Source organism: Janthinobacterium aquaticum (assembly GCF_009208565.1).
In the GTDB taxonomy this organism is placed as follows: domain Bacteria; phylum Pseudomonadota; class Gammaproteobacteria; order Burkholderiales; family Burkholderiaceae_D; genus Janthinobacterium.
In genome coordinates, this window is record NZ_WFLK01000017.1 from 112,450 (window position 1) to 137,471 (window position 25,022).

Genomic DNA, 25,022 nt, shown 5'->3' on the forward strand with positions numbered 1-25,022 from the left:
GGTTATGGCATCAGCTGGCCGCCGTTGACTTCAATCACCTGGCCGGTGATATAGCCCGACAACGCCTGCGACGCGAGAAACAGATAGGCGCCCACGCATTCGTCGGGCAAGCCGGCGCGGCCCATCGGGATGGTGGCACTTTGCGCGGCCATCACGGCGGGCGGGGTGTCGCGCACATGGAAAGGCGTTTCAATCAGCCCGGGCGCCACCGCGTTGACGCGGATATGGTCGGCCACGAATTCCTTGGCCTGGCCGCGCGTGAGGCTGCTGACAAAGCTTTTTGCCGCTGCATACAGCACCGCGCCGCCACCGCCGCCATTGCGCGCCGCAATCGAGCTGGTGTTGATAATAAAACCGCCGCCGGCCGCCTTCAGGTGCGGATGGGCGGCGATGCTGGCCTGCCAGACTGACCGCGCATTGAGGTTGAGCACGTCGTCAAAATGTTCTTCGCTGGCAGCAGTAGTGGGCACGCGGCCCAGCATGGCGCCGGCGTTGTTGATCAGCCCGTCCAGGCCGCCGAGCAGTGCTGCCGCTTCCGCCACCACGCGCGCCACTTCGCCCGGCTGGCCCAGGTCGCCCTGCAGCAGCGTGATCTGTTCGGGCGCCTGGGCGCGCAGCTGCTCGGCCGCCTCGCCGCTGGCGTTGTAATGCACTACGAGCTGCACGCCTTGCGCGGCCAGCGCCAGCGCAACGGCCGCGCCGATGCCGGTCGAACCGCCAGTCAGCAAGACACGCTTGCCAGCCAGGTCGGGCAGGGTGATGGAGGAAAAAGGGCTCATCGGGCTTCCTGTTGTGCTGAAAATCGGACTTGCATCCTAACGTGGATAGGGCACGCCGTGATACGATTTAAGCTGAATCCTATTCATCGACATACTGAACACTATTCAACCATGAGCGTCTTTGACCGTATCGAGCTGGGCGACCTGCGCGTGTTTGTCACCATTATGCGCACGCGCAGCTTCAAGGCGGCCGCCATCCAGCTCGGCCTGACGCCGTCGGCGGCCAGCCACGCCATGCGGCGCTTGGAAGAGCGCTTGGGCAGCAAGCTGCTGAACCGTTCCAGCCGCGCGGTGTCGCCGACTGACACCGGCCTGGCGCTGGCGCAGCAGCTCGAAGCCGGTTTCGAGACCATCGGCCAGGCGCTGGCCGAGGTCGATGCGCCGGGTGCCGGGCGCTATGGCGAACTGCGCATCAACGTGTTTGCCGATGCGGCGCACCTGCTGATCAACCCGGCGTTGCCCGAGTTTGCGCGCCAGTGTCCGGCCGTGCGCCTGACGATCGTGGTGGAAGACCGGCCCATCGATATCGTGGCCGAAGGCTATGACGCCGGCATCCGCTACGGCCACCATGTGCCCGAAGAGATGGTGGCTGTGCCGCTCAGCGGTCCGCAGCGCTGGATCGTGGCAGGCTCGCCCGACTATCTGGCATGTCACGGCGAGCCGCAACAACTGGACGATCTGGCCCGGCATCACTGTTTGCAGCTGCTGCTGGGCGACAACTCGAGCTACAAGTGGGAGCTGGGGCAGGGCCGCCACAAGCGCAGCGTGCGCGTGCCGGGATTAATTACCATCAATAACACCGCCGCCACCATCGCCGCCGCCAAGTCCGGCACGGGACTGGCCTATCTGCTGGAAAGCCGGATTGCCGCCGAACTGGCCGAAGGCAGCCTGCACGTGGTGCTGGCCGCGCACGCCGCGCAAAGCGACCCGTTCCATATGTATTACAGCAGCCGGCGCCATAAACATCCGGCGCTGCGCACGCTGATCGATATCATCCGCTTGCAGCAGGGGCTGACCGGGTTGCACTAAGCACCGGAGTACTGCTGGCAAAAGAGGGGGCAGCCTGGCTATAATCACGCCATGAGAAAATTGGCAACAACAAGAGTCGTGCATATCTGGGTCGCCATGCTGGCGATCCTGTTTGCTGCCCTTGCGCCATCGGTTTCGCATGCGCTCGCTGCTGGTAACCCGACCATTCCTGCCATGCAGATCTGTAGTGTCGGCGGCATGACAGACGCCGACAGCATGGCCGGCCTGCCTGCAGACAGCAGCATGGACCCGGCCAAACATGCTTTCGAGCACTGCCCGTACTGCGCCACCCATGCCGGCTCGTTTGCCTTGCTGCCCGGCGCGGCTATCCAACTCGCCCTGATCGAAGGGCACGATCTTTACCCACCGCTGTTCTACCGCGCACCGCAGCCACTGTTTTCCTGGTCTGCCGGCAAGCCGCGCGGTCCACCCGCCATCGCCTGAGTTTTTCGAACCTGTTCGTCCCGCTGCAACTGTCTGCACGGGCGTTTCTATTCGCTGCGCGCCCCTTTGAAGGCGGCGCGCGACAAACTTGTGCTTTGCCATCATGAAAACTACCCGCATTCCCCTGATTCAGGCAGCTGTCCTGAGCACTCTGGCTGTCCCCGGTCTGGCCTCGGCTGATGACGTTATCACTTTGCCGGCCGTACTGGTCAGCGCCGACAAGGCCACGGCGCTGCGCACGCCGGCTGCCACCGGCTCGAACCTCGATCTGACGCCAATGCAAACCCCGGCCAGCATCGACGTGATTACCCGCGCCCTGCTGGACGAACGTGGCGACAGCAACCTGGTCGACGCCATTACCCGCTCAGCCGGCGTTTCCGCCATGCCGCATCCGGGCAACGGCGGCAGTTCGCTGTCGGCGCGCGGCTTTACCGACACCACTTCGGTCACGCGCCTGTACGACGGCGTGCGCCAGGTTGGCGGCGTAGGGCTGACGTTCCCGTTCGATACCTGGTCGGTCGATCGCATCGAAGTGCTGCGCGGCCCCGCGTCGGTGCTGGTGGGCGACGGTGCGATTGGCGGGGTGGTCAATGTGATTCCCAAAAAGCCCACCCGCAGCGCCATCCGCAATGAGGTGCAGGCCACGTTTGGCACCGACAATACCCAGCGCATCGGCGTAGGCAGCGGCGGTGCCATCGATGAGCAGTGGTCGTACCGGGTTGATGCCAGCGGCAACCGCTCGGACGGCTGGGTCGATATGGGCCAGTCGCGCGACCTCAGTTTTTCCGGCGCATTGCAATGGGACGCTACGCCCGAGCTCAAATTCAAGCTTAGCCACGCCACCGGCCGCCAGCATCCGATGCGCTACTTCGGCACACCGCTGGTCGATGGCCGCCAGTTGCCGGCCCTGCGCGAGAAAAACTACAATGTCGGCGACAGCGTGATCCGCTACGATGACCGCTGGAGCGAGGCGGCAGCCGAGTGGGCGCCGTCTGCCGCCACCACCGTGCGCAGCAAGCTTTACCATATCAGAAGCGAGCGCCATTACCGCAATGCCGAAGGCTATGCCTGGAACGGCGCCACCGGCCTGATCGACCGCTCTGACGACACCGAAATCCTGCACGACCAGCAGCAGACGGGCGCTACCATTGACGTCATGCACCGCAGCAGCCTGCTGGGCCTGCCCAATCAGTTTGCGCTGGGCGTTGACGCCAGCCATAGCCGTTTCCAGCATGCCAATAATACCTACGTGGGCAGCCCGGACCCGGCGTCGGTCGATCCGTATGACCCGATTGCCGGCCATTTCGTCAGCGCGATTCCCACCATTCCACGCTATCGCAATACGGCCAGGCAATACGCCGTATATGGCGAAGAGCGGCTGGAAGTCACGCCGCGCTGGTCGCTGTTGGCCGGCGCGCGCTATGACCATGCGCAAGTCGAGCGCCAGAACCTGGTGAGCGGCCAGCAGGACTTTGGCCGCACCTACACCAATATCGGCTGGCGCCTGGGCACGGTGTTTGACGCCACGCCCGACACGGCGCTGTACGCCCAACTGGCCAGGGCGGCCGATCCGGTGGGCGGCCTGCTGATGCTGTCGGCAGCCAACAGCAAGTTTGACCTGTCGACCGGGCGCCAGCTTGAAGTGGGGCTGAAGCAATCGTTTTGGGAGAAAAAGGGCGAATGGACGCTGGCCGCCTACCGTATCGAAAAAAACAATCTGCTGGCGCGCGACCCGGCCAACCCGCAGCTGCGCGTGCAGGTGGGCCAGCGCTCATCGACCGGACTGGAAGCGACGCTGGGCATGACGCTCGCGCGTGACTGGAAGCTGGACGCCAATGCCACCGTATTGCGCGCAAAATTTGACGACTTTATCGAGTCCGAGCAGGGCGTGGCCGTCTCGCGCGCCGGCAAGGTGCCACCTGATGTGGCGCAAAAGCTGGCCAATATCTGGCTCAGTTATCAGTTTTTTCCCGGCTGGAGCGCCAGCGCCGGCCTGCGCGCCGTCGGCCGCCGCTATGCCGATAACGCCAACCGCATCGCCATGCCTGGCTACGCCACCGCCGACCTGGCACTGCGCTGGCAGGCTGCACCTGACACCACCGTCAGCCTGCGCGCAGCCAATGTGGCTGACCGTGGCTATTTCACGACGGCCTATTACACCACCAGCCAGTGGTTCTACGGTCCGGGCCGCCAGGTCGAGGCCAGCGTGCACTATCGTTTCTGAAGGCATTAGCGATGAAGCGTTTTTGCTACCAGTTGCACCGCTGGACCGGCATTGCCGGCTGCCTGCTGATGGCGCTGTGGTTTATCAGTGGCATGGTGATGCTGTTTGTCGGCTATCCCAAGCTCACGCCGTGGGAAAGGCTCGCAACCAAGCCTGCCTTGCCCTTGTTCGCTTTCGCGGACCCGGCGCAGGTGCTGCGCCAGTCTGCCTCGGCCAGCGAGCTCGTACTGACCTCCAACGGCGGCGCGCCCGTCTACCGCGTGCGTGACGCCAGTGGCCAGGTAACAGCGTTTGATGCGGCCACTGGCCAGCGGCAGGAAGGCGCCGATGCCGCCACGGCGCTGGCGGCCGCACGCGCCTTTTTGCCTGGCGCTGCAGCGCATTACCAGGGCCTGGTGCGCGAAGACCGCTGGACCCATGCGCGCGCGCTGGACCCGCATCGCCCGCTGCATGTGGTGCAGATGGACGACGCGCAGCACACTTTGCTGTATCTGTCCTCGCGCACTGGCGAAGTGCTGATCGACGCGCCGCGCACGCAGCGGCTGTGGAACTTTGTCGGCGCCTGGCTGCACTGGGTCTATCCGCTGCGCGACCGGTCGCACGATCCGGTCTGGAGCTGGACCGTGATCATCGCATCGTTTGCGGCCACGATCACTGCCTTGTCCGGCACGCTGGTCGGCGTCTGGCGCTGGCGTTTCCAGGGCCGCTACAAATCCGGTTCGCGCTCGCCTTACCGCGAGACGCTGATGCGCTGGCACCATCTGGTCGGGCTGGCTTTTGCCGCCATTGTCTGTACGTGGATATTCAGTGGCCTCATGTCGATGAATCCGCTGCGTATCTTTGACGCCAACGGTGCGCGGCCAGATCAGGCAGCCTGGCGCGGCGCCACGCTGGCCCAGGCGCACCTGTCCCTGGCGCCGCAGAAGGCCTTGCAGTTGCTGTCCGGGGCCGGTTTCCAGGCAGTCGAACTGGACTGGCGTGTGCTTGACGGCCGCCCGTATCTGATTGCGCGCGACGCCCGGGCACGCACGCGGCTGGTGGTCGGGGAAGCTGGGGGTCAGGTGCGCGAGCGCTGGGATGAGGCCAGCTTGCTGCAGGCGGCCACGCATTTGATGCCGGGCGTTGCCATGCAGTACCAGTGGCTGCATGCGTGGGACGCCTATTACTATGGTCGCGAAGCCGAAGCCATGATGGGAGCAGCCGAACGGCGTCTGCCGGTGCTGCAGCTGCGCTTTGACGATGCGCACGCCAACTGGGTGTATATCGACCCGGCCACCGGCGAGGTGGTGCTGGCCATGGACAGCACGCAGCGGGTCGGACGCTGGCTGTTCAGCTTTCTGCATAGCTGGGATCTGCCGCCCATGTTGCGCAGCGGGCCGTGGCGCGAGGCGGTACTGGTGTTGCTGAGTTTGGGCGGGCTGGCACTGAGCGCCACCGGCGTGGTGATTGGCTACCGGCGCCTGCGCATGATGGTAGGAAGGCGGGCAGGCAGGCGGGCGGCTGCCAACTAAACCGGGATCAGCGCCGCCAGCCGGTATAATGATTCGTGACAATGTCACTCCCACGCCGCTCGCGCGTCCATTTTCTTACCCTGGACTTCCATGGCCGCTCATTGCCTTGCTCCTCATTCATCTTTTCTTGCAGGCACTGGTGCAATAGGCGAATTGATCCTGTCTACCGACTGGTCTGCCACCGAACTGGGCGCCATCGAACAATGGACGCCCGGCATGCGCAGCCTGATCGGCGCCATCGTGCATTCGCCACTGGCCATGACTATCTTGTGGGGGCCGGAAGGCACGCTGCTCTACAACCAGGGTTACGCTGACATCGTCGGCCTGCGCCATCCGGCCATTATGGGGTTGACCAGCTCGGCCGCCTTTCCCGAGCTGGCCGACTTCAACCGTGGCGTGCGCGCTACCGTACTGGGCGGCGAGCCGGTCAGCTTCAAGGACCAGGAACTGAGCTGGATGCGTGACGGCAAGCTCGAACGCCACTGGCTCAATCTCGATTACTCGCCGATCCATGATGACTGCGGCCAGGCAGTCGGCATGCTGGCCGTGGTGGTCGATACCACTGAAAAAGTCAGGGCCGAGCGGCAGCTGCAGGGCGAACATGCGCGCCTGGCGCAGATGTTCGAGCAGGCACCCGGCTTTATGGTCATGCTCAATGGCCCGCAGCATGTGTTTTCACTAGCCAACCGCGCCTATCTGGAACTGATCGGCGAGCGCGAACTGATCGGGCGCAGTGTGGCCGAGGCCTTGCCGGAAGCGGCCGATCAGGGCTTTGTCGGCCTGCTCGATGCGCTGTACGCTACCGGCGAGCCGCATACGGGCACCTCGGTGCCGTTCCTGATCGCCGCTACTGCCACCGCGCCCGAGCGCCTCAGCTATGTCGACTTTGTCTACCAGCCGATGCGCGACGACGACGGCGCGATTGTCGGCATTTTCGTGCAGGGCTCCGATGTGACGGCGCGCGTGCAGGCGGAAAAACTGTGGCGCGAGGGCGAGTCGCGCTTTCGCGTATGGGCGCAGGCCATGCCCAACCAGGTCTGGTCGGCCGATGCGCAAGGCCAGCTCGACTGGTTCAACCAGCAGGTTTATAACTACAGCGGCGCGCAGCCCGGCAGCCTCAATGGCGACGGCTGGGCTGCGGTGGTGCATCCGGACGATATCGTGGAGGCTGGCACGCGCTGGCGTACCTCGGTTGACAGCGGTCAGGTTTTTGAAGCGCAATACCGCATCCGCCGCCGCGACGGCCAGTACCGCTGGCATCTGATACGGGCCTTGCCGATCCGCAGCGACGACGGCGCCATCAGCAGCTGGATCGGTACCAGCACCGATATCGAAGACCAGAAACTGACCAGCCTCAAGCTCGCCCACCTGAACGCCACGCTGGCCGAGCAGGTCAGCGCACGCACGCGCGAGCGTGACCGCATGTGGCGCCTGTCCCGGGAAATCATGCTGGTCTGCGATTTTGAGGGGCGCATCGTATCGATCAATCCGGCCTTTCGGGCCTTGCTGGGATGGGAGAAGGAAGAGGTTGTTGGCAAGTCGATCTTTGATTTCATCCATGCCGACGACCGCGCCGCAGCAGCGAACCGGCTGACCAGGCTGGCCGATGGCAATAGCACGGTGGAGCTGGAAAACCGCTATCTGTGCAAGGATGGCGGTTATCGGGTACTGTCCTGGAGCGCCGTGCCTGACGCCGGCTATGTGCACGGCGTGGCGCGTGATGTGACCGCCGAGCGGGCCAGCGAACTGGCCAGGCAGCAGGCGGAGAAAGCGCTGCAACAGTCGCAGAAAATGGACGCCATCGGCAAGCTGACCGGCGGCGTGGCGCATGACTTCAACAATCTGCTGCAAGTTATTTCCGGCAATCTGCAGCTGCTGGCCACGGTGCCGACTGCCCATCCGCGCGCCGCGCAGTGGGTGGAAAACGCCATGGGCGGCGTGCAACGCGGGGCGCGTCTGGCCAGTTCCCTGCTGGCCTTCGGCCGGCGCCAGGCGCTCGAGCCGCGCGTGCTCAAGATTGGCCGCATCGTGGCCGGCATGGAAGACATGCTGCGCCATACGCTGGGCGAACCGATTGATATTGAAACCATCGTGGCCGGCGGCTTGTGGAATACGCTGGTCGATCCGACCCAGGTGGAAACGGCCTTGCTCAACCTGGCCATCAACGCGCGCGACGCGATGGATGGGCCAGGCCGGCTGACCATCGAGGTCGGCAATGCCTGGCTCGACGAGACCTACTGCCGCAGCCATACGGAAGTGGCGCCAGGCCAGTACGTGATGCTGGCCGTCAGCGATACCGGCTCGGGCATGCCGCCCGAAGTGCTGGCGCAGGCTTTCGACCCCTTCTTTTCCACCAAGCCGGAAGGCAAGGGCACCGGCCTGGGGCTGTCGATGGTATATGGCTTTGTCAAGCAGTCGGGCGGCCATATCAAGATCTACAGCGAAGTGGGGCAGGGCACCACGGTGCGGGTATATCTGCCGCGCAACCTCGGCGAGGAGGCGCGCCAGGAAACCCAGGTGCTGGCCGAGGCCAGCGGCGGCGAGGAAACCATCCTGGTGGCCGAAGACGATGAAGCTGTGCGCCATATCGTGGTGGAAATGTTGACCGGCTTGGGCTACCGCGTGCTCAAGGCCAACGATGCGGCGGCCGCGCTGGCTATCCTGGAAAGCGGCATGGCGGTCGACCTGCTGTTTACCGACGTGGTGATGCCCGGCCCGCTGCGCAGCAGCGAACTGGCGCGCAAGGCGCGCGAACTGCTGCCGCAGCTGGCCGTGCTGTTTACCTCAGGCTATACCGAAAACTCGATTGTCCATGGCGGCCGGCTCGATCCGGGCGTCGAACTGCTCGGCAAACCGTATTCGCGCGACAGCCTGGCACGCAAGCTGCGCCAGGTGCTGGCCAGCCAGCGCAAGGCAGCGCCTGTTGCGGAAGTACCGGCCCTGCCAGCTTCGGCATCCGAGACGGTAGCGCCAAGAAAGAAAATCCTGCTGGTCGAGGACGAAGAAGCGGTGCGCCAGATTACCGTCGACATGCTGGGCCTGCTGGGTCACGAAGTGCATGCCATGGCCGACGGCCAGTCCGCCCTGCGGGCGCTGGAGAGCGCAGCTTACGATATCCTGATCGCCGACCTGGGCCTGCCCGACATGTCGGGCAAGGTGGTCGCCGAAGCGGCGCGCCGCCGCTATCCGGCCATGCATATTGTTATTGCCAGCGGCCAGGCCAGCCAGGCTGGTACCGTGGCCGATGCCGGATTGCAAAAGCCGTTTAATTTTGATGCGTTGCAAGTGGCGCTGGTTGCGACGGGCGGCCGGTAGATATTTTCCTTACACTGGCATTTGTATCACCACCTTGCCCTTGGCGCGCCCCTGTTCCAGGTAAGCCAATGCCTGCCTGGTATCGTCAAAGGCAAACACCCTCTCAACCACCGGGCGGATGGTGGACGATTCGACCAGCCTGGCGATCTGCGCAAGCTGTTCGCCGTCAGGGCGCACGAACAGGAAAGAATAACTGGCATGGCGTTTTTTTGCCAGGCCGATCATCTTGCGGCTCATCAGGCCAAACACCAGCCTGAAGAAAAACGGCATGCCGCGCGAACGTGCAAAGGCGGCGTCGGGCGGGCCGACCAGCGACACCACGCTGCTGCCCGGCTTGAGAATGGTGACGGCTTTTTCCAGACTGTCGCCGCGCACCGTGCCCAGTACCGCATCGTAGCCCTGCAACACCTGCTCAAACGCCTGGGTCCGATAATCAACCACCTCATCGGCGCCCAGGCTGCGCACCAGTTCGGTATTGGCGCCGCTGGTGGTGGTGCCGACGATGGCGCCCAAGTGCTTGGCCAGCTGGATGGCAAAGGTGCCGATGCCGCCCGAACCGGCCGGTATCAACACTTTTTGCCCGGGCTTCACCTGCGCGCGCTCGACCAGCGCCTGCCAGGAAGTCAGCGCCACCATCGGCAGCGACGCGGCCTGCACAAAGTCCAGATTGGCCGGCTTGTGCGCCGCCACGTGTTCAGGCACGGCGGCAAATTCGGCCAGCGAACCCCTGCCAAGGTCAAACAGGCTGGCAAATACCGCGTCGCCGATCTTGAAGCGCGTCACCTGGCTGCCCACTTCCACCACCACCCCGACCAGATCGCTGCCCAGCGTGGCCGGCAGGTCGAATTTCAGCATCGGCTTGAAGGTGCCCTTGGGGATCATGGTGTCGATCGGATTGAGCCCGGCCGCATGAACGCGCACCAGCATTTCGTCCGGCCGTAGTTGCGGGCGTGTGATCTCGGCAAAGGCGATCGGATCGACGCCGCCGTAGCGTTGGAGGATCAGCGCTTTCATTTTGCTGCCAGGCGCGGCGCCACCTGGCCGGTCTGCGCCGACTTGAACAAGGCAATCCGGTCGGCTTCAACACGTTCGATCAGCGCCGTATCGGCCACGGAAGGCCAGGTTACCGATTCGCCCAGGTCCAGTCCGCGCAGGGCGGCGTCAACCAGATGATCGGTCGTCATGACGGACTCGGGCGCCATGGCCGACAGCGGCACGCCCGAGTTGTCCCATACCTCAGTGGCGGTGGCGGCCGGCAATACCACCTGTACTTTGACCGCCGAGCCTGCCAGTTCCTGCTGCAGCGTGCGGCTCAACGCCAGCACATAGGCCTTGGTGGCGCTGTAGACGCTGCCCATCGGCATGGTGCTGAGCGCCATCACCGACGCGATATTGATAATGGTGCCCTCGTTGCGCTGCTTCATGCCCGGCAACACGGCGTGCGTCAGGCGGGTCAGGGCGGTGACGTTCAGCGCGATCTGCGCCATCGAGTCGGCCAGGCCGGCGGGGTTGATCGGCGCCAGGCGGGCAATGCCGGCGTTATTGACCAGGATGGCCACTGGCCGGTTCATCAGCAGCTGTTCGACACTGGCCTGGCCCGCATCGCTGGCCAGATCGGCCACCAGCGTTTCAACCTGCACGCCATGCCTGGCCCTGATTTGCGCAGCGATGGCGTCCAGGCGATCGGCCCGGCGCGCCACCAGCACCAGATCGTGGCCACGCGCAGCGAGCCGGTCGGCATAGACAGCGCCGATACCCGAAGAAGCGCCAGTAATAAGTGCGGTTTTGTTTGAAATAGTTGACATCATGAACCTTTCATATGACCAGCTGACAGCTGACCGGGTTTGAATATGACGATCATCATATTCTGGTTTAAAAAAAATGGCAGGCGTCAGCCAGCCGTTTCAGCAAATTGTTTCATGGTGGCCGCGCACAAGGCTGCCGACAATTCTGGATCAGCAACGGCGCGCGCCAGTACGGTGGTGCCGATCAGCGAACACAGCAACGCCATGGCCTGCTGGTTTGCCTCAGGCGGGCTGCGATCAGGCATCTGGTACGCAAAGGCCTCGATCATCTTTTTGATATAGCTGTCGGCAACCTGGCGTACCGGCTCAGCCTGGCGCGGTACTTCCGAGGCCAGTGCCGCCAGTGGGCAGCCGGTTTCAATGTCGGCAATATGTTCGGGCGCCAGATAGGCCGCCATCATCGCCTGCAGCACTTTGCCTGGCGGCGCGCTGGCCACCACTGACGAGACCAGCGCGGCCGAATCGGCGCAGGCGCGGCTGGCAGCTTCGGCCAACAGGGCGTCGCGCGACTCGAAGTGCGCATAGAAACCGCCATGCGTTAGACCGGCTTCCTTCATGATATCGGCCACGCCGGTGCCGCTGTAGCCGCTGCGGCGAATAGCGCGCGAGGCCACGTCGACGATGCGGTCGTGGGTTTGTTCCTTGCGGTTCGGCGTTGTAGAATTTTTCTGCATGATGGTCATCATATAGGATTTTCAATTTGCCTGCACGCGGCTGCGTTACAGTTGTTCCTGCCTGAAGCGCAGCTCGAGGAAATCGACCAGCCTGGCCAGCGCCAGGGGCATGTTTCTGCGGGTGGCATAGATGGCGTAGATGGTCATCGACATCGCTTCGTAACCAGGCAGCAGCGCCACCAGTTCGCCCTTGGCAATCAGTGGCAGCGCCATGTACGCGGGCAGCATGGACAGCCCGGCGCCGTAGATGGCGGCCTGTTTGATTGCGGCGGCATCATTGGCGCTGATATTGCCGCTGACGGTGACCTCGTGCTGCTCGCCGTCTTTTGAAAAGGTCCAGGTATTCTTGCCGTAGGTCGCGTGCGTCAGGCAGTTATGGTCGCGCAATTGCGCCGGATGCTGCGGCGCGCCGTGCTGCCCGATATACACAGGCGCTGCACACAGCAGTACATGGCAGGTTGCCAGCTTGCGTGCCACCATGTTGGCGCCGGGCGAGTTGGTAATGCGTACGGCAAGATCGATGCGCTGCTCGACCAAGTCCACCAACTGGTCGGACAGCAGAATGTCGATCGACACCGCTGGATATTGTGCGGCAAACTGCGCCAGCAGCCGCGCCAGCACTGAGCGCCCGAGCGTGGTACTGGCCGTAATGCGCAATCGGCCGCGTGGCGTATCGCCAGCTTCGCCGACCGCCTGGCGCATCTGTTGTGACAGTTCCAGCAATTCACGGCTGCGCGCATAAACGTCGGTTCCGGCTGCAGTCAGGCTGAGCTTGCGTGTCGTGCGATGCAGCAGGCGCGCGCCCGACCAGTCTTCCAGTTCGACCAGATAGCGCGACACCACCGGGCGCGACATGCCCAGCTTTTCTGCTGCAGCAGACTGGCTGCCGCTGTCGACGGTCGCCACAAATACCTGCATTGCCATCAACTTATCCATCGTGCACCTTGATTAGACCGATTTCAGAAACAAATTAATTTATTTTATAGCCTTTCTTGCTAATAAGAAAGCAACTATACTGCTGTGCAACTTTAATGTGCACGTCGGCTGTTGTCCGCCGTGCGCGCGACAAGCAGGTCGTCTTTGCCAGCGTATTGGTGCAAGGCGTGGTTGGATTTTTTCAGGTGCCCAAACAACGCGCCAGACCATGAAAAGATCCAGATAACCACGGCTTGCCGGCTCCAGCCGCTCGTTTGATCCCGATATTGTTCCATCTCACCCCGCGGCCAGTACTCACGGTCGTGTTTTGTTGCGCCCATCTCATTGCAATTCAAATAATTCAGAAAGTCGATTGATGAACAAACTTTCGTTCCGGCAAAAATTATGGCTGCCACTGGTCTGCAGCTTGATCTGTATCTTTGGTGTTTTTGTCTATAACGCTCTCGATACGCGCGAATTGCGCCTCGACGAGCGGCGCAAGGACCTGAGCAATATCAATGCGGTAGCGTCCAGCCTGGTCAAGCATTTTGACGACATGGCCACCGCCGGCAAGCTGAGCAAAGAGGCAGCGCAGCAGCAGGCGATTGAAGCGGTGCGGGCGCTGCGCTTTCCTGGCGGCGGCTACACGGCCATTACCAGCAAGGATCGCATCTCGCTGATGAATCCGTTTGCGCCACAGAACAATGGCAAGGACATGAGCGGCTTTCAGGATTCCAACGGCTATTATCTGTACCGTCATATTGCCGAAGCGGGCGCCAGTGCTGCCGGCAACGGCTATGTGTACTACGTCTGGGCGCGCCCGGGCGGCAAGGTGCCGCTGCCAAAAGTGTCGCACGTGTTGCGCTACGCGCCGTGGCAATGGGATTTGATTACCGGCGTCTATATGGACGATATCGACGAGGCCTTCAAGGCAGAACTGGTTGAATCGGCCCTGGTACTGCTGCTGGTGACAGCGCTGCTGTCGGCCATCGTGGTGCTGACCAACCGCAGCCTGCGCGCCACCATCGGCGGCGATCCACTGGAAGTGCGCGGCGCGGCCGCCCGTATTGCCGTCGGCGACCTGTCGGTCAGCCTGCAGACGCAACAAAACGACGACAGCAGCATTCTGTTCGGCATGCAGTCGATGCAGCAGCAGCTGGCACAGACCATCGGCGAAATCCGCGGCAGCGCCAGCATGATTGCGCAGGCCTCGGTCGAAATCGCCACCGGCAATCTCGACCTGTCGGCCCGCACCGAGTCGCAGGCCAGCTCGCTCGAAGAAACCGCCGCCTCGATGGAAGAGCTGACGTCGACCGTCAACCAGAACGCCGTCAATGCCCAGCAGGCCAATGCGCTGGTGCAGGCGGCTGCCAGCACGGCGGAAAAGGGCGGCCAGGTGGTCACGCGCGTGGTCGAGACCATGGACGCCATCAATGCCTCGGCCGAGCGCATTGTCGATATTATTGCGGTGATCGACGCGATTGCCTTCCAGACCAATATCCTGGCGCTCAACGCTGCAGTCGAGGCCGCACGCGCTGGAGAACAGGGCCGCGGCTTTGCCGTGGTAGCATCGGAGGTGCGCAGCCTGGCCCACCGCAGCGCCGAGTCGGCCAAGGAAATCAAGGCGCTGATCGGCAACTCGGTCGACAGCATCCGCAGCGGCAGCGCCCTGGTGGCCGAGGCCGGCAGCACCATGGAGCAGGTGGTAACCAGCGTGTCGCGTGTGACCGACATCATGGCGGCCATTACGGCCGCTTCCAGTGAGCAGAGCACCGGCATTTCCCATGTTAACCAGGCGATCAATGAAATGGATGCAGTGACCCAGCAAAATGCCGCCCTGGTCGAACAGGCGGCCGCCGCCGCCGGCAGCATGCAGGAGCAGGCCGCCTTGCTCGAGCAACTGGTGCTGCGCTTCCGTCTTGACGCGGGCGAACCGGCGCTGGCCAGGCCAGTTCCGGTGGCCGTCGGCAGGGCGTGCGCCAACGCCAGCGCCAGGCTGCTCAAATAATGGTCGCCCGGCGCAGCTTGCTGCAGGCAGCAGCTTTGACCATGCTGCCTGTGGCCAGCCACAGCGCCGACCGGCAGCTGCTGCGCTTTGTGTTTTCGCGCCCTCAGGCCAATCCGCGCAGCCAGTGGCTGATCCGGCTCTATACCGACGCCTGTGCCATGCTGGGCCTGCAGTTCGAATTTGTCGAGGTGCCGGCGAAGCGCGCCACGGCGATGGTCGAGAGCGGCGAAGTCGATGGGGAATTGGGACGCACGCTGGCCTACCAGCAGCTTCATCCGCAACTGCGGCGCGTGGAAGAAGCCAACAATGCCGTCAATTTCTGCGTGTATGGCCTGGCCACGGCGGCGCCGTTTGTCGACATGGCGCAGGTACAGCGCCAGGGGCTGCGCTGCGAAACGCGGCGCGGCATCCAGGAAATGGAAGCCTTTCTGGAGCAGCAGCTGGGACGCGCGCACAGCTCGGAGATCGGCGAAGTGTGGCAGGGTATCCGCAAGCTGCAACTGCGCCGCACCGACCTGTATTTCGATGTGCAGGAGGCGGTCGACGATTATCTGCGCTTTGCCGGCTGCGGCCAGCGCCCGCTGGCGCAACCGCAGATCAGGCAACTGGCCACCATCGCCACCACCAGCGGCCACTGCTACCTGAACCAGCGTCACGCCAGCCTGGCGCCAAGGCTGGCCGGTGCGCTGGCCCAGCTCAAGCTCGACGGTACCTCGGCCCGCTACCTGGGCGAGGAATTGAACCGCTACGCGCAGCAGTGCGATCAGCGTGGGTCGGCGTATGTCGGGTAGGTCGGATTAGGCCGCAGGCCGTAATCCGACAACACCGCTGACGCCAACAATGTTGTCGGATTACGGCCCGGAGGGCCTAATCCGACCTACGCTCCCGCTCAATCGCTCCCCGTTCCGTCGGCAAATACACCGTAAACGTGGCCCCCAGCCCCTTGCCCGGGCTGCTGGCAGTAATACTGCCGCCGTGCAGCTCGACAATGCGCCGGGCGATATACAGGCCCAGCCCCAGGCCGCTGGCGTTTGCTTCGCTTTGCAGCGTAAAGGCGCCAAACACATGCGCCAGGTCGTCTGGCGCAATGCCCTGGCCGCTGTCGCTGACGCGGATGCACACGCCATCGGCCTCCTGGCTGATGGTCACGCCGACAGCGCCGCCTTCGGGCGTGAACTTGACCGCGTTCAGGATCAGGTTCCACAACACCTGCTGCAGCCGGCGCGGGTCGGCGTACACTTCGATATGGTCGCCATGGTTGTCGGGCGCCACGGAAAAAGCAATGCGCTTGGCGCTGACGCTGCCTTCGACGGTAGATACCGCTTCGCGCACGACGCGCCCCAGCGGCGTGGCCACGCGCTCGACCGACATGGTGCCGGTCAGCGTGCGCGCCGCGTCGATCAGGTCTTCCACCATGGCCGCTTCCTGGCGCACGTGCACGCGCATCGACAGCAGTGCCGTCTTTAACGCCGGCGGCATGTCCTGCATGGTGCGCAGCAGGATTTCCACCCGCATCGACAGCGCCGACAGCGGCGTGCGCATCTCGTGCGAAACGGTGGCCAGGAACAGTTCGCGCGTGCGGCTGACGCGCTTGAGTTCATCGATGGTGTCGCGCTGGCGGTCGATCGACCCTGCCAGCGTGCGCAGCAGTTCGCGGTAGGTGTCAAGGCGTGCCGACGTCAACGGCGCGTCGAGCCGCACTTCGTTCCACAGCGCCTGGCCGGCGACGCCGATCTCGGCGCCCAGGCGCTGGCAGGCCATCGGCGAGCTGAAGTCGGCAAAGCACCAGCCGAACACCAGCGCGCCATAACGCTGGCCGCCGCGCGTCAGGGGCAGCGCAGCTACCTGCAGATCATGGTACCGCTCCGTCACATCGTCGTGTCCGGCCGCCACCAGCGCCACCACGCGCTGTTCGAACGCCGTGCCGGGACCATCGTCACGCCACAGGCTCGATTGCGCCAGGAAACGCGCAGTGCGGGTGGCCAGCAGCGGGCCGATTTTGCGCTGGCCGGCGCGCTGGCCGTCAATCTCGTAAGCTGATACCACCAGTGCGCAGGCCTGGCTGAACTGCTGCAGGGGCGTGCGCCATTCTTCCCAGTCGAGCGGGTCGGCATGGGCAGGGGCGACGCGGATCACGGCGTGGTGTCGACCGGCGAGGCGACCGACTCGGGCAGCTCGTCGCCTTGCGCCACGGCCGTCTCGATGGCCGGACTCTGGCGCGTGGGCGAGCGCGACAGCAGGCTCGAATAGGCCGAGAACGGCAGTTGCGGCACCGCGTTGGCCTGGGCGGCGGCCGTGCGGTCTTCGTCGAGCAGCCGCAGGCCGCCTTCGGCAATTACATATTCGCGCGTGACCTGCAGATTGCGGCTGCCGCGCACCTTGGGAATGGCGATCGCGCGGCGCAGCACGGTCGAGATTTCCACGTAATTGAGCAGGATGATATTGTCGACCAGGTGCGAGCCTTTGAGGTCTTCGCTGATCTGCGACAGGCCCAGCAGCTCGGGGCTTTCGTAATTGAACAGCACTGTTGCCAGGCGGTTCTTGAAATGCGTGGCCAGCGCATACAGGTAGTCGGCCACTTCGATGCGACTGGCCATTTCATAGACGGCAATCGAATCGAACACGATGCAGTCGATGCCTTCGCGCTCGGCCAGCTTGATGACGCGGTCGAAATGCACGTCGAGTTCCAGTTCCAGTGGCGACTCGTACAGCAGGAACAGCTCGCCACGCTGCTGCATGCCGGCCAGGTCAAAGCCCAGCGAAGCGGCATTGCGTGTGAGCTGGCGCGGATGCTCGTCGAGCGTGACTAACAGCGTCTTGTGGCCGGCCTTGACGGCCGCCGTCAAAAACTGCACCGACAGCACCGTCTTGCCGGTGCCCGAGATGCCGCTGACCATGGTGACCGAGCCTTCATACAGGCCGCCGTCCATCAGCTTGTCGATTTCCGGCGCGCCGACCGAGATGCGCCGGTCGGAAGTGGGCTGGTCATTGAGCTGCAGGGGACGCGACTGGGCGCGGCGGAACACATGGATGCCCTGGTGCGCCTCGATGCGCATGGTGTGGCTGCCGCCGATAAAATCCTGGCCGCGCGACTTGGCCACCGTCAGGCGGCGTTCGACGCGGCGCTGGTGCTCGGCGCGGCTCAATTCGATGATCGTGTCGAACACGAAGCGTTCGTGCGCCGGCGCGGCGATCGAGGCGTCTCGCTCGGCCGTCATCATGGTGGTCACGCCCAGCCGGTTCAGTCCTTCGATCAGCACATAGATATCGTCGCGGAAGGCCAGGTCATGCGCCTCGGCATACAGGCGCATGGGCGTCAAGCCGTCGATCAGCAGGCGCTTGGCGTTCATGGCGCGCAACGCACCGGCAAACGCGCCGTCGGCATTGCGGAACTCCGACAGCAACACGGCCGGGCTGGTCTGGATAATCCGGATCATGCCCCGGTCGATCTGCGCCTGCAGATCCCAGTCGAAGCCAGCCGCATCGCGCAGCAGCTTGGCTTCGTCGAGCTCGAACGAAACGATCACGCCCGGCTCGTCATACAGCGCGGCGCCGGCATGGATAAAACCCAGCCCCAGCGTGGTCTTGCCCGCACCGGGCGCGCCTTCCACGATGATGTTGTTATGGCGCGGAATGCCGCCGAAAAGAATCTCATCGAGTCCGGTAATGCCGGTTTTGACCAGTGCTTCCACGTTGTTCCTGTACCAGTAAGAGTAAAAATATAATAGTGACTCACAGTGTAGCAGTTTGATGGCGGAAAACAGGGTGCGTTCGTCTCGTGCGTGCCCGGAGCCACCGGTGGCGTTCCAGTCTTACGCCCACTGCCATCCGGGCGCTTGCATACAATATACAGGCGCGGAAAGGCCGCAGCACCTTGCCGTCGGCCAAGGCCGGATAAGCCCCGGCGATTTCATTGCCCATGCCAGCGATCGCACTGGACACACCGCACAGGTTCTGGTGCAATGGCGCTTCTCACAGCTTGAAAGTCAAACCAACATGGCCATCCGCGTACACCATCTGAACCAGAGCCGCTCGCAGCGTATCGTCTGGCTGCTTGAAGAACTGGGCCTGGAATACGAACTGGTCCGCTACCAGCGCGACGCCGTCACGCATTTCGCGCCGCCCGAGCTGAAAAAGATCCATCCGCTGGGCAAGTCGCCGCTGCTGGAAGACAATGGCGTGCTGATCGAGGAATCGGGCGCCATCGCCCAATACCTGTGCGACACCTACGGCAATGGCCGCCTGCTGCCCGCCGCCGGCACGCCAGACGCACTGCGCCATCTGCAACTGATGCACTTTGCCGAAGGATCAGCCATGATTCCCTTGCTGCTCCGCATCTACGTGGCGCGCTTGAAAGAGGGCGGTGCACCGCTGCATGGCCGCATCGACAGCGAAGTCGTCAGCCATTTTGACTACCTGGAAAGCATCTTGCAGCCATCGGGTTACTTCATTGGCGACACGCTAACCGCCGCCGATATCATGCTGAGCTTTCCGGTCAGCCTGGCGGTTCAGCAACAGGAGGGCGGGCGCTGGCCGAAATTGAAAGCGTTTATGGACATGGTCAAGGCGCGCCCGGCGTGGCAGCGGGCGATGGAATTGACGCAAGGGTGACGCGCAGCTTGTCAGGCCGCCCTATGCACTATTTTTCACGCACGCAGACAATTTCTGTTTGAACGATACGCTCACCTTCTGAAAAAACATGTCAACAGGATAATTCACCTGAATATCCCTGAGCAGATAGCGATGACTTTCGTCAGTTCGTCCCCGCCGTCGAGCACATAGCGCGTCTGAATAACTGCAGCGACCAAGCCACCTGATAGTGTTTTATGCAAGATAGATCAACTTCCATTAAATTCACCTGAAAAGCCACAACTTCGCAGCGAAAAGCGGCGGCTGTTTCGCTTTCATCGACTTTTGAATAGGCAGTAGCTATGATCGAATTTCAAATAAGAAATTAATCAGGGGGCGACATGCAGTGGTTTTATGATTTAAAGATCGGTAAAAAGCTGCTTGTCTCTTTTGCCATTCTTACCATTTTTACCTGTGCACTGGGACTGTTCTCGATTGCCCAGATGACCAAGGTCAGTCAGGCCTCGACCGACATCGCCACCAACTGGCTGCCGGCCGTGCGCTACCTGGGCCAGATGCAAAATTCGCTTTCACGCTACCGCATATCCGAGTCGACCCACATCCTGGTAACGACCGAAGAAGACATGGCTGCGACCGACAAATCGATGGCCACGCGCCTGGAAACGCTCGCCAGGCAGCAGGCCTCGTATGCTGCGCTGGTGTCCGAGCCCGAGGAAAAACGCATCTATAGCGGACTGCAAAAGTCGCTGACCGACTACATGGTGGAAAGCAAAAAGCTGACGGCCCTGTCGCGTGCCGGCAGCAAGGAGGAAGCGCGCACGCTGTTCCGGGGTGCATCCAACAAGCTGTTTCGCCAGGTAAACGAGCAGCTCGAAGCCCTGGTCAAGATCAACGACGACGGCAGCCTGGAATCGGACCAGCAAGCGGCCGCAACCTTTGTCCTGTCGCGCAACCTGATCCTGGGCGTGCTGGTGGTGCTGATCGTGGTCGGCATGGGACTGGCGGTGTGGGTAGCGCGCATCGTCTCGCGGCCGTTGCAAGATGCTGTCGACGTGGCCCAGCGCGTGGCCAACGGCGACCTCACCGCCAGCATCGTGCCCGGCGGCGCCGACGAAACCGGCCAGTTGATGGCAGCCCTGGGACTGATGAACGCCAGCCTGCTACGCGTGGTGGGCGAAGTGCGTAGCGGCACTGACACCATCGCCACTGCCTCGGCAGAAATTGCCAGCGGCAATCTCGACCTGTCGAGCCGCACCGAGGAACAGGCCAGCTCGCTTGAAGAAACTGCCTCGGCCATGGAAGAACTGACGTCCACCGTCAAGCAGAACGCCGACAACTCGCGCCACGCCAAGCAACTGGCGCAATCGGCTTCCGACATCGCCGGCGATTGCGGCAAGGTGGTCGGCGAGGTCATCACCACCATGGAATCGATCAGCTCATCGTCGCGCAAGATCGTCGACATTATCAGCGTGATCGACGGCATCGCTTTTCAGACCAATATCCTGGCACTGAACGCGGCCGTGGAAGCGGCGCGCGCAGGCGAGCAGGGCAGGGGCTTTGCCGTCGTCGCCACCGAAGTGCGCAACCTGGCGCACCGCAGCGCTGCTGCCGCCAAGGAAATCAAGGTGCTGATCGACGACTCGGTAGTGCAAGTCGGTTCCGGCACTTCGCAGGTACAGCAGGCCGGCAAGTCGATGAACGACATGCTCGAAAGCGTGCGCCGGGTAAGCGAAGTGGTCAGCGAAATCACGGCCGCCAGCCAGGAACAGAGCGTAGGCATCGAGGAAGTGAACCGTGCCGTGATCCAGATGGACCAGGTCACCCAGCAAAACGCTGCGCTGGTCGAAGAAGCGGCCGCAGCGGCGGCGGCCATGCAGGAGCAATCGGCCAATCTGGCGACGGTGGTCAGTGTATTCAGGCTGGCGTAGCTGACTTCAGGCCAGTATCGATGGCGGGCGCCGGTGACGTTGATGCAATTGGCAGCATGTCCACAAAACCCGCCAACTCGGCGCACACGCCAGCAGAGAATCGCCGACCTTTCTTACTATATAGCAGAATTTTTTTTGAGAACTGTTGCTGAATCGCGATAGAAGTCGCTAGGCGTGGTGCCGAAATGCTTCCTGAACATGGCAGTAAAGGCGCTCTGGCTGGTGTAGCCGTTGTCCAGCGCCACATCGATCACTTTGGCGCCGTGAGCCAGCTGTTCCAATGCGCGCAGCAGCCGCGCCTGCTGCCGCCACTGGCCGAAGCGCATGCCGGTCTGCTTGTGGAACAGGCGGTGCAGGCTGCGCTCGGTAATGCTCAGCTGGGCCGCCCAGTGCGCCACCGTCAGCTGCTCTCCCGGTTCCTCCATCAGGCGTTCGCAAATGCCCTGCAGCCGTGCATCTTGTGGCAGGGGCAGATGCAGCGGCAGCACCGGCAAACTGTCGAGTTCATGCAACAAAAGCTGCAGCAAATGCCAGTCGCGCCCGCCATCGGCAAAGTCGGGCGCGATATCGACGGCTGCCACGATCAGCTGGCGCAGCAGCGGGCTGATCCCGAGCACGCAGCTGTGGCGCGGCAGAATTGGCGAATTGGCGCAGTTGATGAACACCGTACCCATCCTGACTGCGCCACTCATTCGTATCTGGTGTTCGACGCCGGGCCGCAGCCATACGCCGCGCGTGGGCGGCACCACCCAGCGCCCGGCTGGCGTGGCGATGGTCATCACGCCTTGTATGGCGTAGATCAGTTGCGCGTGCGCGTGGCGGTGCACGGAAATCACATGGCCGTGTTCATAATCAATGGACATTGCCATTGCGCGCGCGTTCACGGGCAGAAGTTTCTGAAAGTCTGCTTGCATAGATAAAAAAGACAGTTTTACGACAGGTCCCGGCATCTTAGCGCGAGAATGCGAAGCGTGCCTGCGGCATCATGATTCTCTTTTAGTTATCTGGAGCACTGCATGCCTGCGCACCAACCTGTCCACCCGTCTTCCTACCTTTACCCGCTGGCCGCCATGTTGCTGTGGGCCGGCAATGTCGTGGTATCGAAGCTGGCATCCGCCAGCATCGCCCCCACCGCCATCACCTTTTATCGTCTGGTGCTGGTACTGCTGATGATGACGCCGTTCGTGGCCCGCCCGCTGTGGCGCAACCGCGTAGCGATACGCCGCCACTGGTGGCAGCTGATGTTGTGCGGCGTGATGGCGATGGCGCTGTTCCAGAGTCTCTCGTACCGTGCTGCCGAGAGCACCACCGCCACCAATATGGCGATTGTTACGGCGCTGGCGCCATTGATGACGGCAATCCTCAGCGTGGTGCTGCTGGGCGAACAATTGACGCTCGGCATGACGCTTGGCGGCCTGCTGTCGTTCGGCGGTTTGCTGTATCTGGTCGGGCGCGGCGACATGCTGGTACTGCTGCATGAAGGCATGCACGCAGGCGACGCGCTGATGCTGCTTGCCTGCCTGATCTTTGCCTTGTACGGCGTGCTGCTGCGCCGCTGGCGCCTGGCAGTACCCGCCTGGCAATCGATCTACTGCCAGGCTTGGGCAGCGCTGTTGTGCATGCTGCCGTTCTTCCTGCGCCTTCCTGCAGGCAGCGCACCATTGAACGACGCCACCTTGCCATTGATTGCCTATGCCGGTATCGGCTCGTCCATCGTGCTGTCGTATTTATGGATCGAAGGCGTGAAATTGCTGGGGCCGAACCGCTGCAGTATTTTCGTCAATTTACTGCCGGTTCTGACGGCTTTACTGGCGATTGTGTGGCTGCATGACACATTGCATGCCTTTCATTTGATCGGCGGCGGCGTGTCGCTGCTGGGCGTGCTGCTGGCACAGATGATGACGCGCCCGTTGTTACAGCGCGGTATGGGCGCCGCACGGACATAAATACCTGCCGCTTTTGCTTGCCCAACGAGGCAAGCGCTGCTTCAGCACTCTGCTGACGGCGCTTCCAGGAAACCCGCCAGTTGGACACGCATGCCGGAGATCATGGTCTGCAGCATTTCCCCGCGCCGGCGCACATCAGCGCGTTTCCTTGACGGCACAGCGGCCAGGTCAGGTAGACGGTAGGGCGCGCAAGGCAAGTGATAATTGCCATCGCGCATACGAAAGGCATGCATTTCCTGCCATGCCTGGTCGTAATCGGCTGCGATATGGCGCCGGCGCCGTGCATTCAAGGCGATGCGATTGTCATTGCTGATAAAAAACAGATTGGTACAGGCAAAAAAATCGCCGAAATCGCGCAGGACCGTGACCAACAGGTTTTTCGGGCGGCAACCGTGCAGTGCCCGCGTCGCATCCTTGACGGCTTGCGCGCCGGCCTCGGAACGCAGGCCTTGCAGCGCGCCCAGCTGCAGCGACACGCCATCGGCGCGCGGTACAAACAAAAAGCTGGCAAGGTACAGTGACTGGCCGTCACGCGTCAGGCGCAGGCACATTTCACCTTCGCGGTGGCTGTCGTGGATGGCCGTCAGTTGCAAGCGATAGAGCGCTCCATCCTTGCCTTCGGCCGCGGCCAGCACCACGCTCTGGCGCGCGGCCCGCTCGATCAGGACGCGTGCGCCGACTTGCCACATGAAGCGGTAATGTCCTTCCAGCAAGGCCAGGCGAGCGGAGCAGCCAAGCCGGCGCGACACGTAAGGTCGGTATAGCTTGAAGCGCAGGCAGGGATGCTGTTGCGCCAGGCAATGCAGGCCGGGTATGCTTCCCAAAAAGGCATGCCAGCGCTTACGCTGGCGGGGAAAAAAAAGTGCACCCAGCACCGCTTTCAGGCGGTGGCCGCTGGCAGAGTGGCGGAGCACGGCAGGTGGCACAGCGGCGCTATGGCGCAGGGATAAAGCGATGTCAGTCATGATTCAGGTGGAAAATGGCAGGCACTGCAGAATGAGGGCCTTACCAATCTGAATGCTACGTGACGAAGGTGAGTTTCATATTAAGGAGTACGCAGACAGCATTCCAGGTACTCAAAATATCTACGTCTCCCTCTGATATCCCAACGAAGTGACCTAACTTGCTGTCGCGATTCTTCGACAGTAATTTGATCTTTTTCGTGCTGGTGACAGCAAGTTGATCTTTTTGGGCCTAACGCTGTCGGCGCATCCTCGCCGAGATCGCTGCGGCCGAGAACGAGCTGGCCAGCACGACGGCGCCAAAGGCCCAGCGCCACCCTGCGAAGTGGCCGATTCTGACTTCTATGGCCGGCGGCAATTGCGCAAAGGCGCACGCGTACCGCGAAGATGGGCGACGATCAAGTCAGCGCTGCCCGCCTGCTGCGCTACAGGACGTTGGCCGCCACGGCGGAACTGTAGTTACGCGCCAGCGCCGCAATGATGGCAGCCATCGCCTGCGGGTTGTCGGTAGCGCCGAAGTGGGCGGCGTATAACTTCTTCGCCGCTTCAACCTGCGCATTCGTCAGTTTCACGGCGTAGGCCATGCGCACGGTTTCATGATTGTTCAGCGTCATATTCCACCTTGTTAAGAATTTCGGTTGACCATAGCGCCTCTTGCTTGCGCAAAGGATTGCAACTACAATCATTGCATCTGCAATCGTATAGGCAATCTCTGCCTTGCGCAAGCGATACCGAAACAGGAGCCGCCATGCATACCCTCCCATCCTTTCCCCATCCGCCAATGCCAGACGGCGAAACGGGCGGCGCCACCCGTGCCTGCATGGCCGCGCTCGCGCCGGGCCAGCCGCTGCCCCATGCGTCGCCGCGCCGCGCGCTGGGCGCCATGGCGGGC

The 25,022-nt window shown here is 62.8% G+C and carries 20 protein-coding genes; 10 read left to right on the forward strand and 10 right to left on the reverse strand.

Features of this window, described 5'->3' with window-relative positions:
• Positions 1-2: 2 nt before the first annotated feature.
• The gene (locus GCM43_RS23120) at positions 3-779 is read right to left on the reverse strand and encodes an SDR family NAD(P)-dependent oxidoreductase (protein WP_152248245.1); all 777 of its coding nucleotides are present in this window, start codon (positions 777-779) and stop codon (positions 3-5) included.
• Between the two features lie 111 nt (positions 780-890).
• Here GCM43_RS23120 and GCM43_RS23125 point away from each other — a divergent pair, with 111 nt between their 5' ends.
• The 5 genes from GCM43_RS23125 to GCM43_RS23145 all read left to right on the forward strand — a co-directional run bounded on the left by GCM43_RS23125 (position 891) and on the right by GCM43_RS23145 (position 9,302).
• A complete protein-coding gene (locus tag GCM43_RS23125; protein WP_152248246.1) occupies positions 891-1,808 on the forward strand; it encodes a LysR family transcriptional regulator in 918 nt (305 codons plus the stop codon).
• Between the two features lie 51 nt (positions 1,809-1,859).
• Positions 1,860-2,252 carry a DUF2946 domain-containing protein gene (locus GCM43_RS23130; protein WP_152248247.1) on the forward strand — a complete coding sequence of 131 codons (393 nt, stop codon included), beginning with the start codon at positions 1,860-1,862 and terminating at the stop codon, positions 2,250-2,252.
• Positions 2,253-2,355: 103 nt separating this feature from the next.
• Positions 2,356-4,476 carry a TonB-dependent receptor gene (locus GCM43_RS23135; RefSeq protein WP_152248248.1) on the forward strand — a complete coding sequence of 707 codons (2,121 nt, stop codon included), beginning with the start codon at positions 2,356-2,358 and terminating at the stop codon, positions 4,474-4,476.
• Positions 4,477-4,487: 11 nt separating this feature from the next.
• Complete coding sequence (locus tag GCM43_RS23140) at positions 4,488-5,987, forward strand: PepSY domain-containing protein (protein WP_152248249.1); 1,500 nt, start codon at positions 4,488-4,490, stop codon at positions 5,985-5,987.
• Between the two features lie 153 nt (positions 5,988-6,140).
• A complete protein-coding gene (locus GCM43_RS23145; RefSeq protein ID WP_226929628.1) occupies positions 6,141-9,302 on the forward strand; it encodes a hybrid sensor histidine kinase/response regulator in 3,162 nt (1,053 codons plus the stop codon).
• A 9-nt stretch (positions 9,303-9,311) separates the two neighbouring features.
• Here GCM43_RS23145 and GCM43_RS23150 read toward each other — a convergent pair whose 3' ends face one another.
• The 4 genes from GCM43_RS23150 to GCM43_RS23165 form a co-directional block, all read right to left on the reverse strand.
• Positions 9,312-10,316: an NADP-dependent oxidoreductase gene (locus GCM43_RS23150; RefSeq protein WP_152248251.1), complete on the reverse strand. Its 1,005-nt coding sequence runs from the start codon at positions 10,314-10,316 to the stop codon at positions 9,312-9,314.
• Positions 10,313-11,110, reverse strand: a complete 798-nt coding sequence (locus GCM43_RS23155; protein WP_152248252.1) for an SDR family NAD(P)-dependent oxidoreductase — start codon at positions 11,108-11,110, stop codon at positions 10,313-10,315. The genes GCM43_RS23150 and GCM43_RS23155 overlap by 4 nt, the downstream gene beginning before the upstream one ends.
• 83 nt (positions 11,111-11,193) lie before the next feature.
• Positions 11,194-11,793 (reverse strand): TetR/AcrR family transcriptional regulator, encoded by a 600-nt coding sequence (locus GCM43_RS23160; protein ID WP_152248253.1) that lies wholly within the window; start codon positions 11,791-11,793, stop codon positions 11,194-11,196.
• A gap of 33 nt (positions 11,794-11,826) precedes the next feature.
• Complete coding sequence (locus GCM43_RS23165; protein ID WP_152248254.1) at positions 11,827-12,717, reverse strand: LysR family transcriptional regulator; 891 nt, start codon at positions 12,715-12,717, stop codon at positions 11,827-11,829.
• 355 nt (positions 12,718-13,072) lie between these two features.
• On the opposite strand from GCM43_RS23165, the gene GCM43_RS23170 reads away from it, so the two are divergent.
• Positions 13,073-14,704: a methyl-accepting chemotaxis protein gene (locus tag GCM43_RS23170; RefSeq protein ID WP_152248255.1), complete on the forward strand. Its 1,632-nt coding sequence runs from the start codon at positions 13,073-13,075 to the stop codon at positions 14,702-14,704.
• Between the two features lie 35 nt (positions 14,705-14,739).
• Entirely contained in the window at positions 14,740-15,495 is a 756-nt protein-coding gene (locus tag GCM43_RS23175) for a hypothetical protein (protein WP_152248256.1), read from the forward strand.
• A 76-nt stretch (positions 15,496-15,571) separates the two neighbouring features.
• On the opposite strand, the gene GCM43_RS23180 is transcribed toward GCM43_RS23175, so the two are convergent.
• A complete protein-coding gene (locus GCM43_RS23180; RefSeq protein ID WP_152248257.1) occupies positions 15,572-16,840 on the reverse strand; it encodes a sensor histidine kinase in 1,269 nt (422 codons plus the stop codon).
• Complete coding sequence (locus GCM43_RS23185) at positions 16,837-18,396, reverse strand: ATPase domain-containing protein (protein ID WP_152248258.1); 1,560 nt, start codon at positions 18,394-18,396, stop codon at positions 16,837-16,839. Before GCM43_RS23185 ends, GCM43_RS23180 begins: the two co-directional genes overlap by 4 nt.
• 304 nt (positions 18,397-18,700) lie before the next feature.
• Between GCM43_RS23185 and GCM43_RS23190 the strand changes: the two genes are divergently transcribed.
• Both GCM43_RS23190 and GCM43_RS23195 read left to right on the forward strand, forming a co-directional pair.
• On the forward strand, positions 18,701-19,315 hold the full coding sequence (locus GCM43_RS23190; protein ID WP_152248259.1) for a glutathione S-transferase family protein: 615 nt from the start codon (positions 18,701-18,703) through the stop codon (positions 19,313-19,315).
• Between the two features lie 359 nt (positions 19,316-19,674).
• Entirely contained in the window at positions 19,675-21,222 is a 1,548-nt protein-coding gene (locus GCM43_RS23195) for a methyl-accepting chemotaxis protein (RefSeq protein ID WP_152248260.1), read from the forward strand.
• A 116-nt stretch (positions 21,223-21,338) separates the two neighbouring features.
• Here the strand turns inward: GCM43_RS23195 and GCM43_RS23200 are convergent, their stop codons facing one another.
• Positions 21,339-22,091: an AraC family transcriptional regulator gene (locus GCM43_RS23200; RefSeq protein WP_319636970.1), complete on the reverse strand. Its 753-nt coding sequence runs from the start codon at positions 22,089-22,091 to the stop codon at positions 21,339-21,341.
• A 147-nt stretch (positions 22,092-22,238) separates the two neighbouring features.
• On the opposite strand from GCM43_RS23200, the gene GCM43_RS23205 reads away from it, so the two are divergent.
• Positions 22,239-23,168, forward strand: a complete 930-nt coding sequence (locus GCM43_RS23205; RefSeq protein ID WP_152248262.1) for a DMT family transporter — start codon at positions 22,239-22,241, stop codon at positions 23,166-23,168.
• Positions 23,169-23,209: 41 nt separating this feature from the next.
• Here the strand turns inward: GCM43_RS23205 and GCM43_RS23210 are convergent, their stop codons facing one another.
• Both GCM43_RS23210 and GCM43_RS23215 read right to left on the reverse strand, forming a co-directional pair.
• Positions 23,210-24,133, reverse strand: coding sequence for a VirK/YbjX family protein (locus GCM43_RS23210; protein ID WP_152248263.1), 924 nt, complete (start codon positions 24,131-24,133; stop codon positions 23,210-23,212).
• Positions 24,134-24,555: 422 nt separating this feature from the next.
• Complete coding sequence (locus tag GCM43_RS23215; RefSeq protein WP_152248264.1) at positions 24,556-24,744, reverse strand: hypothetical protein; 189 nt, start codon at positions 24,742-24,744, stop codon at positions 24,556-24,558.
• Positions 24,745-25,022 lie beyond the last annotated feature (278 nt).